Raw genomic sequence first — 13,230 nt, forward strand, 5'->3', positions numbered from 1 at the left:
GCGACGCCGTCGAACCAGGAGAGACCACATGACCGACACCGCAGACCGCACCGAGGCCAACGCCGCGCACGCCGTGGCCGAGAGGGCCGGCTTCACCAGCTTCGAGGAATCGACCGCGCAGGACTGGGCGATCATCGCGCCCCAGCTCGAGGTGACCCAGTCGCTGGTCGCCGACCGCGTGATGTCGCTGCTGCGCGACCTCGAGTCCGACCACGGGGGCTTCCCGGTGAACCGACTCGAGCACTCCCTGCAGACCGCGACGCGCGCCGAGCGCGGCGGCGAGGACGACGAGTACGTCTTCTGCGCCCTGATCCACGACATCGGCGACACGCTCAGCCCGTACAACCACCCCGACATCGCGGCCGGGATCGTCAAGCCGTTCGTCTCCGAGGCGAACCACTTCATGGTGAAGAACCACGGCATCTTCCAGGGGTACTACTTCTGGCACCACCTCGGGATGGACCGCGACGCACGCGAGGAGTTCCGCGGCAGCGAGCACTTCGAGCTCACCGAGCGGTTCTGCGAGGTGTACGACCAGACGGCGTTCGACGCCGACTACGAGAGCCTCCCGCTCGAGCACTACGAGCCGCTGGTGCGCGAGATCCTCCGCGGCGCCTGACCCCGGCGGGTCAGGACGTGCCGTCGGCGAGGCGGCGCGCGTACTCCTCCACGTCGATCGTCCCGCCGGCCGACTCCGTGCGCTCCCGCTCGTGGTCGCCGAGCGCCGGCTGCAGCAGGTCGATCCGCTTCCACGCCGGGACGGGCTGCGACCCGTCGGCGTCGGGGACGTGGCGCGACGCCTCGACGCGCCGGTGCGGGTGCACGTAGCGGGCGCAGTTGACGAAGGTGTGCTCGACGTGGGCGCGCACGAGGAGCTGCGCTCCCGGGTAGCGCGCGAGCGCGGGATCGTCGTGGTGCACGGAGGCCGTGGCTCGCAGGCGGAGGCGGTTCGGCGTCTCGAGGTCGATGAACAGCATCGCGATCCGCGAGGTCGCCTCGACGTTGCCCATCGAGAGGAACATCCCGTTCCCGTCGTAGCTCGGGAACACCACCGTCCGCTCGTCCTCGACGTGGACCAGCCCCGGCGGACCGCCCTTGTACGACACCGTCGGCCACCCGTCGGCGTCGACCGTCGACAGGAAGAAGAAGTCACGCGACTCGATGAACTCCCGGCGATCGTCGTCGACGTGATCGGCCACGATCGCGGCTTCGTGGACGTCGGCGAGGGGTCGCGTGCCGAAGCGCTCCTGCAGCTCGCGCTGCTCGGGTCCGTAGAAGCTGGAGGTCCAGTCGTCCATCCCCCGAGCCTCGCGCCCGACCCCGGACGCCGCGGCGTCGTGCTCGCAGCGACCGCGCGGAGCGGACGTGCACGCCGCCGCTCGCGGGTCGCGACGGAGAGCACCCGGGAGCCCGTCGCGCCGGCGAACCCGGCGCGCCCGACCGGCGGGGCGCCAGTAGCGTCGCGCCGACATGGACGACGTCCTCGTCCGCGCACGCGGGCTCACCAAGACCTACGCCGACCTCGAGGCGGTGCGCGGCATCGACTTCGACGTGCGGCGCGGCGAGCTGTTCGGCTTCCTCGGACCGAACGGCGCCGGCAAGTCGACGACCATGCGGATGATCGGCACGACCACGCCGCGCACGGGCGGCGAGCTCCACGTCCTGGGACGGGAGCCCGCCACCGACGCCCGCGAGATCAAGGCCCGCCTCGGTGTCGTCCCCCAGGAGGACAGCCTCGACACCGAGCTCACGGTCGCGCAGAACCTCCACGTCTACGGCCGGTACTTCGGCCTCGGGCGCGACGTGATCCGCGAGCGCAGCGCCGAGCTGCTCGACTTCGTCCAGCTGGCCGACCGGGCGGACCGAGCCGTCGACACGCTGTCGGGCGGGATGCAGCGACGCCTGACGATCGCCCGCGGCCTGATCAACGACCCCGAGATGGTGATCCTCGACGAGCCGACCACGGGTCTCGACCCCCAGGCGCGCCACGTGCTGTGGGAGCGCCTGACGCAGCTGCGCGCCCGAGGGGTGACGCTGCTGCTCACCACCCACTACATGGACGAGGCCGAGCAGCTGTGCGATCGGCTGGTCGTGCTCCACGAGGGCAGGATCATCGCCGAGGGATCGCCCCGGGAGCTGATCCGAACCCACGTCGCCCGCGACGTCGTCGAGCTGCGCTTCGACAGGGTCGCCCCCGCTCACGACGCGATCGCGGTCGCCGTCGGCGACCGGGCGCGGGGCATCGAGGTGGTCACCGACCGGGCGCTGGTCTCGACCGACGACGCCGACGGCGTCGTCGCTGCCGTGGACGCGAGCGACCTCGGCCACATCGGGGCGCTCACCCGCCGGGCCACCCTCGAGGACGTGTTCCTCGCGCTCACCGGACGGCAGCTCCTCGAGTGAGCGACGCCCCGTCGCCGGTGCGCCGGGGGTGGTCGATCTCCCCGGTCGCCGCCGCGCGCGACGTCGAGACCGAGTGGGCGAACTACCGGCGGACCTGGCGCGCCTCGCTGATGTCGGCCTTCCTCGCTCCCCTGCTCTACCTCGGCGCGATCGGCTACGGGCTCGGATCGCTCGTCGAGGCCGGCGAGTCGACGCTCGGAGCGGACGTGTCCTACGTCGGGTTCCTGGCGCCCGGGCTGATCGCCGCGACGGCCCTGCAGGTCGGCGCCCAGGAGGGCATCTTCGGCACGATGGGGCGGATCAGGTGGCAGCGCACCTGGCACGTCGCGGTCAGCACCCCGGTGATGCCCGGCGACCTCGCCGTCGGCCACCTCGCCTGGTGCGCGGTCCGCGGCGCGATCGCCGCGGCGATCTACGCGCTCGTCACGGTGGGGCTCGGGGTGCTCGATCCGCTCCCGGCCCTCGCAGCGATCGCACCGGGGGTGCTGTGCGCGATCGCGCTCGCCGCGCCGCTGCAGGCGTGGATGGTCGTCGCCGAGAACGAGCACTCGATGAACGCGGCCCAGCGCTTCCTGGTCGTGCCGATGTTCCTCTTCTCGGGGGTCTTCTTCCCGATCTCGCAGCTGCCGGGCTGGATGCAGCCGATCGCCCAGCTCACCCCGCTGTGGCACGGGGTGGAGCTGGCGCGACGGATCGCGATCGGCTCCTCCACCTCGTCGTGGCCGGCGATCGCCCACGTCGCGTTCCTGGTCGCCCTCACGGCGGTCGGGGTCGTCGTCGGCGTGCGCAACTTCACCCGGCGGCTGGCGCGGTGAGCGCGACGGGGACCCTCCTCGCGCGGGTGATCCCGCCGGCCGCGATCCCGAGCCGGCGGCTGCAGGCGGTGCTGCACCGCGACGTCCTCGCCGCGAAGCGGTGGGCGATCACGATCGTGTCGGGGTTCTTCGAGCCGCTGTTCTACCTGTTCTCGCTCGGGGTCGGCCTGGGCGAGCTGATCGGCACCGTCGACGTCGCCGGGCGGGCCGTGCCCTACGTCGAGTACGTCGCACCCGGCCTCCTCGCCGCGTCGGCGATGAACGGCGCGGTGTTCGAGTCGACGATGAACATCTTCGCCAAGCTGCGCTTCCAGCACACCTTCGACGCGATGCTCGCGACCCCGCTGCAACCCGGCGACGTCGCCGCCGGGGAGATCGCGTACGCCCAGCTGCGCGGCACCGCGTACTCGGCGGTGTTCCTCGCGATCGTCGCGCTCTTCGGCTACGTGGCGTCCCCGTGGGGGATCCTCGCGCTGCCGGCGTGCGTGCTGATCGGGTTCGCCTTCTCGGCCGTCGGGATGATGACGACGACCTTCATCCGATCGTGGCAGGACATCGACCTGGTGACGACCGCGGTGCTCCCGCTGTTCCTGCTGTCGACGACGATGTACCCGCTGTCGGTGTACCCGGCGCCGGTGCGTCCCCTGGTGCTGCTCTCGCCGCTCTACCACGGCGTCGAGCTGGTGCGTTCGGCCACCCTCGGGATCGCGGACGTCAGCATCGCCGGCCACGTCGCCGTGCTCGTCGCCATGGGCATCGTCGGCACCGTCGTCGCCGGTCGCCGACTCGAGTCGCTCCTCCTGCGCTGATCGCACCCCGACCCGAGGGCGGCGGCCTCGGCGTCGCCGCGCGATCCGCGCCGGTGCCAAGCTCACGTCGATGGCAGCACCCACCGAGTCCTCCTGGTCCGCGACCGACGAGATGGACGTCGACGACGTCACCGTCGGCGAGATCCTGCGCCGAGCGGCGGCCGCCCACCCCGACCGCGTCGCGCTGGTGGCGGGGGTGGCCGACCCCGACGAGCGGCGGCGATGGACGTACGCGGAGCTGCTCGTCGAGGCCGAGCGCTGCGCGCGCGCCCTGCTCGGTCGGTTCGACCCCGGCGACCACGTCGCGGTGTGGGCCCCGAACATCGCCGAGTGGGTGATCCTCGAGTTCGGCGCCGGGCTCGCCGGCATCGTGCTGGTCACCGTGAACCCGGCGTACCAGGCGGGCGAGGTGCGCTACATCCTCGATCAGTCGCGCTCGGTCGGGTGCTTCGTGGCGCACGAGCACCGGGGGAACCCGATGCGCTCGATCCTCGAGGAGGTCCGACCCGATCTCCCCGGGCTGCGCGACGTCGTGTGCTTCGACGACTGGGACGACTTCACGGCCTCGGCCGACGACGGCGTCGAGCTGCCGATCGTCGACCCCGACGACCCGGCCCAGATCCAGTACACGTCGGGCACGACCGGGTTCCCGAAGGGGGCGCTGCTGCACCACCGCGGCATCTGCAACAACGGGACCCACACCGCCCACGTCGGCGGGGCGACCGAGGGCCAGGTGTGGCTCAACCCGATGCCGCTGTTCCACACCGGGGGCTGCGTCCTCGGGACCCTCGGCTGCGCGGCGACGGCCGGCACCCACATCCCGCTGCTCGCCTTCGATCCCGCGCTCGCCCTCGAGATCATCGAGACCGAGCGCGTCGAGCGGATGGGGGCGGTGCCCACGATGCTCGTCGCGATGATGGAGCACCCCGACTTCTCGACCCGCGACCTGTCGTCGCTCACCGGGGTCGTGTCGGGCGGGTCGACCGTCCCCGCCGACCTGGTCCGCCGCATCGAGGACGCTCTCGAGGTGTCGTTCGTGATCGTCTTCGGCCAGACCGAGTGCTCGCCGGTCGCGTCGATGACCCGCCCGGGCGACGCGATCGACGACAAGGCGTCGACGATCGGCCTCGCCATGCCGCGCACCGAGATCCAGATCGTCGACCCCTCGACGGGGGAGGTCGTCCCGATCGGCGAGGTCGGCGAGTACTGCACCCGCGGCTACCACGTGATGCTCGGCTACCACGAGATGGACGATGCGACCGCCGAAGCCATCGACGCCGAGGGCTGGCTGCACACCGGTGACCTGTGCGCGATGGACGACAGGGGCTACTGCACCGTCGAGGGCCGCCTCAAGGACATGATCATCCGGGGAGGCGAGAACATCTACCCGCGCGAGCTCGAGGAGCTGCTGTTCGCGCGCGACGACGTGGCGGAGGTCGCCGTCGTCGGTCTGCCCGACGACCGCTGGGGTGAGGTCGTCGGTGCGTTCGTCCGCCCGGCCGGGGGGTCCGAGCTGTCCACCGCCGAGCTGACCAGCCACCTGCGCGACCACCTGGCGCCGCACAAGACGCCGGCGCGGTGGTTCGCGGTCGACGAGTTCCCGCTGACCGGTTCCGGCAAGATCCAGAAGTTCAAGCTGCGCGAGCAGTGGGAGGCCGGCGAGCACGAGGCGATCCGAGGCGCGCTCGGGTGAGGTCGCCGGCCGACGTGTGACGGGCGGCGTGACGGTCGTTCGCGCCACGAGCGGTCCGGTTTGGCACGATGAGCCGATGCCCGACACACCGCTGCCGATCGTCGCCGAGGGGTTGAAGCGCCACTTCGGCTCCGGTGACGGCCTCGTCAAGGCGGTCGACGGCGTGGACCTGGAGATCCGGCCGGGCGAGATCTTCGGCTTCCTCGGTCCCAACGGAGCGGGCAAGTCGACCACCGTGCGCATGCTCACCACCCTGCTGCGCCCGACCGGGGGCGTGGGTCGCGTGGCCGGCCACGACATCGTCTCCGAAGCCGACGCGGTGCGGCGCGCCATCGGCGTCGCACTGCAGGACGCCGCCATCGACCCGCTGATGACCGGGCGCGAGCTGCTGCACCTGCAGGCGGTCCTGTACGGCCTGCCGAAGGACGCCCACCCGACCCGGGCCGCGGACCTGCTCGAGCGCGTCGGGCTCACGGCGGCCGCGGACCGGCGCGTCGGGACCTACTCGGGCGGGATGCGCCGACGGCTCGACCTCGCGCTGTCGCTCATCCACGAGCCCTCCGTGCTGTTCCTCGACGAGCCGACGACCGGGCTCGACCCGATGAGTCGGATCTCGCTGTGGGAGGAGATCCGGCGGCTGAACGACGACGGGACCACGGTGCTGCTCACCACCCAGTACCTCGAGGAGGCGGATCAGCTCGCGGAGCGGATCGCGATCATCGACCAGGGCGTCATCGTCCGGCGCGGACGTCCCGCCGAGCTCAAGGCCGAGGTCGGCAGCCCCACCCTGTTCGTCGGGGTCGACGCGTCGTCGACGGAGCGCGCGTCGCAGATCCTCGAGACCTTCGGCGAGCTCCGACCGAGCCCGGAGGGCACCCTCGGCGTGGGCCTCACGGACGGGCCGAGCGCCGTGTCGGCCGTGGTGCGTCGCCTCGACGACGACGGGGTGACGGTGCGCGAGCTCGAGCTGCGCGAGCCGAGCCTCGACGACGTGTTCGCGGAGGCCACCGGGTACCGCCTCGAGGGAGCCGACTCGTGAGCGGGGTCACCACGCCGGTCGCGGGCGTCGAGTCGCCACGGCGCGTCGAGCTGTCGCCGTCGTCGGCAGCGCAGACGTGGGAGATGTCACGCCGCTCGGTCCTCGCGCTCTGGCGGCAACCGTCGCTCGTCGTGCCCTCGCTGATCTTCCCCCTCTTCTTCGCGGCGCTCGGGACGTCGTCGTTCTCGCGGGCCACCTCCGTCCCGGGGTTCCCCGAGGTCGACTCCTTCCTCGACTTCGCGCTCGCCGAAGCGGTCGTGCAGGGGATCCTGTTCGGTTCGACGGTCGGCGCGACCGCGCTCGCGACCGACATCGAGAACGGGTTCTTCGACCGGCTCCTCGCATCGCCGACGACGCGGTGGAGCATCATCGTCGGGCGGATGGCGGGCGGGATGCTCTACGGCGCCTTCCAGACCGTCTTCTTCGTCGCCGTGCTGCTCCCGTTCGGGCTCTCGGTGCAGGCCGGGGTCGTCGGCGTGATCACCCTCGCGATCGCCGGCACCGTCCTCGCGCTCGCGGTCGGTGCGCTGATGTCGGCGATGGCGATCACGACCGGGTCCTCCGAGGCCGTGCAGGGGGCGTTCCCGCTGCTGTTCATCGCTCTCTTCTTCTCCTCGGCGTTCTTCCCCCGCCAGACCATGACGGGGATCTACCGCTCCCTGGCCGACTGGAACCCGATCTCCCACCTCGTCGAGGGGATGCGGGCCCTGATCATCGACGGGTTCACCGCGTCGGCCGCGATCCGTGCGGTCGGGATCCCCGCCGTGCTCGCGCTCGCCACCGTGGCGCTCGCGCTCGGCACCCTCCGGCGGCGGCTGGGGGCGCGGTGACCGCCGTCGAGGACCGGCGCGCCCGACCGAGCGACGCCGAGGGCGCGACGACGCGCACCCTGCCGGCGTCCGTCGGGTTGATGCGCCGCAGCCTGGTCAACATCACCCGTCTGCCCTCGGCGTTCGTCCCCTCGATCGTGATGCCGATCTTCCAGGCGATCGCGTTCTCGGGGACGTTCTTCGCGATCGTGCGCATCCCCGGGTTCCCCACCGACCGCTCGATCAACTGGTTCCTTCCGCTCGGGGTGGTGATGGGGTGCGGGTTCGCCGGCATCGGCATCGGGTTCGCCACGATCCGCGACCTCGAGGGCGGCTTCTACGACCGCCTCCGCCTCACCCCGGCGCCGCGCACCTCGCTGGTGATCGGTCCGCTGCTCGCTGCGCTCGCACGGGCGGCGATCGTGGTCGTCATCGTGTCCTGCGTCGGCACCCTGTTCGGCGCACGGCTCACCCACGGTCCGCTCGGGCTCGTCCCCCTGTTCGTCGTCGGGCTCGGCATCGCGACCATCGGGACCGGGTGGGGACTCGGGCTGGCGTACCTGTTCCGCGACATGCGCGCCGCGGCGGTGATGCAGCTCACCTTCTTCCTCGCGATCTTCCTCACCGAGGCGCAGACCCCGCTGTTCGTGATGGAGGGCTGGCTGGAGGGGGTGGCACGGGTCAACCCGTTCACCAACGTGATCCGCCTGTCGCGCCTCGGCTTCGTCGACGCGCCGATGACCTGGACGAACACGTGGGGCGGGCTCGTGGCGCTCGCCGTCTTCGGCGGCGCGGCGCTGGGGTTCGCCCGCTGGGGCCTCGAGCGACTCTCGGACACGTGAGGGCACCCGCGGCGGTCCGGTTGCGGCTGGCGCTCGGGCTGGTCGCGGTCGTCTCGATCGTCGGGATCATCGGCTACGTGGCCTTCGGGCTCAGCCTGCTCGACGCCACCTACCAGACCGTCACGACGATCACCACGGTCGGGTTCCGCGAGCTGGCCGACTTCGGCACCGGGGAGAAGGTGTTCACGATCGTGATCATCATCACGGGCGTGTCGACCGTGCTGTACACGTTCACCCTCGTCGTCCAGATGGTGGTCGAGGGGGAGTTGAAGGAGTTCGTCGGGAGGCGACGCATGGACCGTCAGATCAAGAGCATGCGAGGTCACACGATCGTGTGCGGCTGGGGTCGGGTCGGGACGGCCGTCGCCCACGACCTCGAGCGAGAGGGCCACGAGGTGGTGATCATCGACCGCAGCGAGGAGCGGGTCGCCGAGGTCCCGTTCCCCACCGTCGTCGGCGACGCCACCCGCGACGAGATCCTCAGGGCGGCCGGGATCGAACGTGCGAGCGCGCTGATCGCCGCGCTCGACACCGACGCCGCCAACCTCTTCGTGACGCTCTCGGGCCGCGACCTCGTCCCCGACCTGTTCATCGTCGCCCGTGCCCGGGCGGACGAGAGCATCAGCAAGCTCGAGCACGCCGGAGCGGACCGGGTGGTCAACCCCCAGGAGCTGGGCGCGGCGCGGATGGCCTCGTTCGTCGCCAGCCCGAACGTCGCGGAGTTCGTCGACGTCGTGATGCACGACCGCTCGCTCGAGTTCCGCATGCGCGAGTTCCGGATCGATCCCGACTCGCCGATCGCGGGGGTCACCCTGCGGGCCGCGAACCTGCGCGAGTCGAGCGGTGCGCTCGTGCTCGCGCTGCGCGGCCCCGACGGCGGCTTCACCACGAACCCGACGGGTGACACCCGCATCGAGGCTCACCATGTCATCATCGCGGTCGGGACGGACGACGACTTCGACCGGCTCGCCCGCGTCGCGAGCCCGCCGGAGGGTTGACCCCGAACGACCGTCCTCCCCCTCACCATGCGACCGACGAACGTCCCCACCACCCACGTCCTGCTCGACCTCGACGGCACGATCTCGGACTCCGAGCCGGGGATCGGCCGGTCGCTCGCGCACGCCTTCACCGAGTGCGGGTACGACCCGCCCGACGACGAGACGGTGCGCGCGATGATCGGGCCGCCCTTCGAGGTGAGCTTCCCGAAGCACGGGATCGCCGTCGACGACATCGAGCGGGTGATCAAGGCGTACCGGGTCCGCTACGACTCGATCGGGCTCTTCGAGAACGAGCTGTACGACGGGGTGGTGGAGATGATGGACGACCTGCGCGACGCCGGCCACACCATCTCGCTCGCCACGGCCAAGCCCCAGGAGATCGCGATCCGGATCACCGAGCACTTCGGCCTGACCGACTACTTCGCCCGGCAGGTCGGCTCGAGCGACGTGATCGGCTCGGGGCGCCGCACGAAGGGCGAGGTGATCACCCACGCGCTCTCCCGCCTCGGCGTCAGCCCCCACGACCGCATCGCGCTGAACCACGTGATCATGGTCGGCGACCGCGACCACGACGTCGAGGGAGCGCACCTGAACGCCCTCGAGTGCGTCGGGGTGTCGTGGGGCTTCGGGTCGCACGAGGAGCTGAGCGGCGCCGGCGCCGCGGCGATCGTCGACCACCCGCGCGACGTTGCGGCCGCCGTGGCGGCGACGTACCGTTCCCACGAGTCATGAGCGCGGCGGCCGACCACAACACCCGTCCACGTCCGGACCGGCCACCGGCGCGAGCGGGTCGCGCCGACCACCGCTCACCCCGCCACCAGGTCGACGACGATCGCCGCCTCGTCGACGTGTCCGAGGCCGAGGAGCTCGTCGACCCGATCGCCGGGGTCGCCGTCGACGGCCGCTCGTCGTCTGGTGCCGACCGCGTCATGCGCCGCCTCCTGCGCCTCGAGGACGCACCGTCGTCGACCGCTGCCGAGGCCCGCTCCGCGTTCCAGAGGTCGCTCGCGTTCACCACCGTGCGGTGCCTGCTGATGTACATCGTGTTCCCGTTCGTGCTCCCCGCCGTCGGGGTCGCGAGCGGGGTCGGCCCGGCCGTGAGCATCGCGATCGGCGTCCTCGCGATCGTTTCGATCTGCTACTCGATCCGCCGGTTCTGGCGCGCGGATCACTCGAAGCGGTGGCACTACACCGTCTTCGGGGCCGCGATCATCGCGTTCCTGGTGTGGGCGACGATCGCCGACACCGTCGCGCTGCTCACCTGAAGCCGGTTCGCGACCGCGACCGCGATCGCGGTGCGAGACTGAGCGCATGAGGATCGCCTCGCTGCTCCCGTCGGCCACCGAGATCGTCCACCTCCTCGGAGTCGAGGACGACCTCGTCGGGGTGAGCTTCGAGTGCGACTTCCCGCCCGACCCGCGCGCCGACCACCCCGTCCTGGTCGGGGGCCTGGCGACGGAGGGCCTCTCGCCGTCCGAGATCGACGCCCTGGTGCGCGAGCGCGTCGCTGCGGGCGACGACCTCTACCGCCTCGACGACGAGGCGTTCCGTCGCGCCCGCCCCGACGTGGTGCTCACCCAGGACCTCTGCCGGGTCTGCGCGCTGGCGGCGGGTGACACCGCCGACGCCCTCGCCCGACTGGGCAGCTCGGCCGAGGTCGTGACCCTCGATCCGCGCACCCTCGACGACGTGCTCGACTCGATCGCCGCCGTCGCCGACGCCGTCGGGGTGACCGAGCGCGCCGAGGGCGCGATCGCCGAGCTGCGACGTCGGCTCGCCGAGGTGGCGCGTCGCACGCTCGGCGCACATCGCCCGCGCACGTTCGTCCTCGAGTGGATCGATCCGCCGTTCCCGTCGGGTCACTGGGTGCCCGACCTCGTCGAGGCCGCCGGCGGCGAAGCGGTGCTCGCCCGACGCGGCGAGCGCTCGATCCCCACCCGCTGGGACCTGATCGTCGAGTCCGATCCCGACGTCGTCGTCGTGGCCCCCTGCGGGTTCGACCTCGACGGCTCCGCCGCCCAGGCCGCGGACGTGCTCGACCTCCTCCCCGGGCGCGCCGAGGTCTGGGCCATCGACGCCGACGGTCTCGTCGTGCGTCCCGGACCGCGGCTGGTCGAGGGAGTCGAGGCGCTCGCCACCGTGCTCCACCCGACGCTCCACGACGGCCCCCACCCCGCCGTGCGGCGGATCCGCTGAGCATCCGACGCTCAGATCGCCGCTCCGCTCCGGCGCGGGGCTGCGACCGCCGCGCGACCCGCTCGCGACCCACCTGACCGCCGGCGGCGCGCGACGACCGCCTGTCGCCCGTCGCTCAGGCGCCGATGCCGCGCCGCGCCCGATCATGGGCCAGAATGGCGACGCGCGTCACAGGGCGCGCCTCGATCTCGAAACCGACCCGGGGGGTCTCCACGTGGACGTCACCATCACGATCAACGGCGAATCTCACACCCATGACGTCGAGCCGCGCACCCTGCTCGTGCACTACATCCGTGAGCACGCCGGGCTCACCGGCACCAACGTCGGCTGCGACACCTCGTCGTGCGGGGCGTGCTCGATCCACCTCGACGGCGAGGCGGCCAAGAGCTGCACGATCCTCGCCGCCCAGGCCGATGGCTCCGAGGTCCGCACGATCGAGGGGATGGCCGAGGCCGACGGGACGCTGCACCCGATGCAGCAGGCGTTCATGGAGAACCACGGCCTCCAGTGCGGCTTCTGCACCCCGGGGATGGTGATGGCGGCCACCAGCCTCCTGGACGAGAACCCGAGCCCGACGGAGGACGAGGTCCGCCTCGGTCTCGAGGGCAACCTGTGCCGCTGCACCGGCTACCACAACATCGTGAAGTCCGTGCTCGCCGCCGCGAGCGCCTGAACCAGGAGAACCACCAGTGATCCCCGCAGCATTCGAGTACCAGCGCGCCGAGTCCGCCGAGGAGGCGATCAGCCTCATCGGGGAGCACGGCGACGAGTCCAAGTTCCTGGCCGGCGGCCACAGCCTCGTGCCGTTGATGAAGCTGCGCCTCGCGCAGCCGACGGTGCTGATCGACATCGGCCGCCTGCGCGACCTGTCGTACATCCGCGAGGAGTCGGACCACGTCGCCATCGGCGCGCTGACCCGCCACATGGACGTGGAGACCTCCGACGTGCTGAAGCAGCACGTCCCCCTCCTCGCGCACGCGGCGGGCCACGTGGGCGACCCCCAGGTCCGCCACCGGGGGACGATCGGCGGCTCGATCTGCCACAGCGACTCGGCGTCGGACCTGCCGGCGACCACCCTCGCGCTCGGCGCCACCTACGTGGTGCAGGGGCCGAACGGCACCCGCGAGATCGCGGCGACAGACTTCTTCAAGGGCTTCCTCACCACCGACCTGGCCGCGGACGAGCTGATGACCGAGATCCGCGTCCCGAAGATGCAGGGCGCGGGCTGGAGCTTCCAGAAGTTCAACCGACGGGCCCAGGACTGGGCGATCGTCGGCGTCGCCGCATGGCGCCGCGACGGCGATTCCGGCATCGGGCTCGTGAACATGGGCTCGGTGCCGGTCCTGGCGACCGCGGTCACCTCCGCCCTCTCCGGTGGGGCGTCGATCGAGGACGCGGCCGCCGAGGCGGGTGGCGAGGGTGACCCGACCGCCGATCTGAACGCCAGCGTCGAGTACCGACAGCACCTGGCACGGGTGCTCACCCGCCGAGCGCTCGGGGAGGCCGGCTCGAACTGAGCCCCCCTCCCGATCATCGCCGCACGGGCCGGTCCACCCCACGGTGGGCCGGCCCGTGCCGCGTCCCCCGGACCGCCGGCGAGCGCCGGCGAGCGTGAGGCGGGCGCCC

At 71.9% G+C, this 13,230-nt stretch carries 14 protein-coding genes and 1 pseudogene; 14 read left to right on the forward strand and 1 reads right to left on the reverse strand.

All coding sequences use genetic code 11. The features are described from left to right. Positions 1-28: 28 nt before the first annotated feature. Positions 29-619 carry an HD domain-containing protein gene (locus ACOOHC_RS13710; RefSeq protein WP_420450969.1) on the forward strand — a complete coding sequence of 197 codons (591 nt, stop codon included), beginning with the start codon at positions 29-31 and terminating at the stop codon, positions 617-619. Between the two features lie 10 nt (positions 620-629). Here the strand turns inward: ACOOHC_RS13710 and ACOOHC_RS13715 are convergent, their stop codons facing one another. Continuing rightward, a complete protein-coding gene (locus ACOOHC_RS13715; protein ID WP_420450970.1) occupies positions 630-1,298 on the reverse strand; it encodes a pyridoxamine 5'-phosphate oxidase family protein in 669 nt (222 codons plus the stop codon). 172 nt (positions 1,299-1,470) lie between these two features. On the opposite strand from ACOOHC_RS13715, the gene ACOOHC_RS13720 reads away from it, so the two are divergent. The 13 genes and pseudogenes from ACOOHC_RS13720 to ACOOHC_RS13780 all read left to right on the forward strand — a co-directional run bounded on the left by ACOOHC_RS13720 (position 1,471) and on the right by ACOOHC_RS13780 (position 13,121). Continuing rightward, a complete protein-coding gene (locus ACOOHC_RS13720) occupies positions 1,471-2,403 on the forward strand; it encodes an ABC transporter ATP-binding protein (RefSeq protein WP_420450971.1) in 933 nt (310 codons plus the stop codon). Further along, the gene (locus tag ACOOHC_RS13725; RefSeq protein ID WP_420450972.1) at positions 2,400-3,218 is read left to right on the forward strand and encodes an ABC transporter permease; all 819 of its coding nucleotides are present in this window, start codon (positions 2,400-2,402) and stop codon (positions 3,216-3,218) included. Before ACOOHC_RS13720 ends, ACOOHC_RS13725 begins: the two co-directional genes overlap by 4 nt. Next, positions 3,215-4,027, forward strand: a complete 813-nt coding sequence (locus ACOOHC_RS13730; RefSeq protein WP_420450973.1) for an ABC transporter permease — start codon at positions 3,215-3,217, stop codon at positions 4,025-4,027. Before ACOOHC_RS13725 ends, ACOOHC_RS13730 begins: the two co-directional genes overlap by 4 nt. A gap of 70 nt (positions 4,028-4,097) precedes the next feature. After that, positions 4,098-5,720 (forward strand): AMP-binding protein, encoded by a 1,623-nt coding sequence (locus tag ACOOHC_RS13735; RefSeq protein ID WP_420450974.1) that lies wholly within the window; start codon positions 4,098-4,100, stop codon positions 5,718-5,720. Between the two features lie 151 nt (positions 5,721-5,871). Then, positions 5,872-6,759, forward strand: a pseudogene (locus tag ACOOHC_RS13740) (ATP-binding cassette domain-containing protein); the annotation flags it as partial. After that, complete coding sequence (locus tag ACOOHC_RS13745; protein WP_420450975.1) at positions 6,756-7,589, forward strand: ABC transporter permease; 834 nt, start codon at positions 6,756-6,758, stop codon at positions 7,587-7,589. The pseudogene ACOOHC_RS13740 and the gene ACOOHC_RS13745, both read left to right, overlap by 4 nt. Further along, positions 7,586-8,410 (forward strand): ABC transporter permease, encoded by an 825-nt coding sequence (locus ACOOHC_RS13750; protein ID WP_420450976.1) that lies wholly within the window; start codon positions 7,586-7,588, stop codon positions 8,408-8,410. The genes ACOOHC_RS13745 and ACOOHC_RS13750 overlap by 4 nt, the downstream gene beginning before the upstream one ends. Further along, positions 8,407-9,408: a potassium channel family protein gene (locus ACOOHC_RS13755; protein ID WP_420450977.1), complete on the forward strand. Its 1,002-nt coding sequence runs from the start codon at positions 8,407-8,409 to the stop codon at positions 9,406-9,408. The genes ACOOHC_RS13750 and ACOOHC_RS13755 overlap by 4 nt, the downstream gene beginning before the upstream one ends. Before the next feature lie 27 nt (positions 9,409-9,435). Continuing rightward, entirely contained in the window at positions 9,436-10,140 is a 705-nt protein-coding gene (locus ACOOHC_RS13760; protein WP_420450978.1) for an HAD hydrolase-like protein, read from the forward strand. After that, positions 10,137-10,673, forward strand: coding sequence for a hypothetical protein (locus tag ACOOHC_RS13765; protein WP_420450979.1), 537 nt, complete (start codon positions 10,137-10,139; stop codon positions 10,671-10,673). The genes ACOOHC_RS13760 and ACOOHC_RS13765 overlap by 4 nt, the downstream gene beginning before the upstream one ends. Positions 10,674-10,719: 46 nt before the next feature. After that, positions 10,720-11,604: an ABC transporter substrate-binding protein gene (locus ACOOHC_RS13770; RefSeq protein ID WP_420450980.1), complete on the forward strand. Its 885-nt coding sequence runs from the start codon at positions 10,720-10,722 to the stop codon at positions 11,602-11,604. 214 nt (positions 11,605-11,818) lie between these two features. Then, positions 11,819-12,277 (forward strand): (2Fe-2S)-binding protein, encoded by a 459-nt coding sequence (locus ACOOHC_RS13775; protein ID WP_420450981.1) that lies wholly within the window; start codon positions 11,819-11,821, stop codon positions 12,275-12,277. A gap of 16 nt (positions 12,278-12,293) precedes the next feature. Continuing rightward, positions 12,294-13,121, forward strand: coding sequence for an FAD binding domain-containing protein (locus ACOOHC_RS13780; protein WP_420450982.1), 828 nt, complete (start codon positions 12,294-12,296; stop codon positions 13,119-13,121). The last annotated feature ends 109 nt before the right edge of the window (positions 13,122-13,230 follow it).

Source organism: Ilumatobacter sp., assembly GCF_965215205.1.
Lineage (GTDB): Bacteria > Actinomycetota > Acidimicrobiia > Acidimicrobiales > Ilumatobacteraceae > Ilumatobacter_A.

What these genes read in the sequence shown, in the direction of transcription:
- ACOOHC_RS13710 (WP_420450969.1), top strand. Translation starts at nt 29, where the DNA reads ATGACCGACACCGCAGACCGCACCGAGGCCAACGCCGCGCACGCCGTG.
- ACOOHC_RS13770 (WP_420450980.1), top strand. Translation starts at nt 10,720, where the DNA reads ATGAGGATCGCCTCGCTGCTCCCGTCGGCCACCGAGATCGTCCACCTC.
- ACOOHC_RS13760 (WP_420450978.1), top strand. Translation starts at nt 9,436, where the DNA reads ATGCGACCGACGAACGTCCCCACCACCCACGTCCTGCTCGACCTCGAC.
- ACOOHC_RS13720 (WP_420450971.1), top strand. Translation starts at nt 1,471, where the DNA reads ATGGACGACGTCCTCGTCCGCGCACGCGGGCTCACCAAGACCTACGCC.
- ACOOHC_RS13765 (WP_420450979.1), top strand. Translation starts at nt 10,137, where the DNA reads ATGAGCGCGGCGGCCGACCACAACACCCGTCCACGTCCGGACCGGCCA.
- ACOOHC_RS13715 (WP_420450970.1), bottom strand. Translation starts at nt 1,298, where the DNA reads ATGGACGACTGGACCTCCAGCTTCTACGGACCCGAGCAGCGCGAGCTG.
- ACOOHC_RS13735 (WP_420450974.1), top strand. Translation starts at nt 4,098, where the DNA reads ATGGCAGCACCCACCGAGTCCTCCTGGTCCGCGACCGACGAGATGGAC.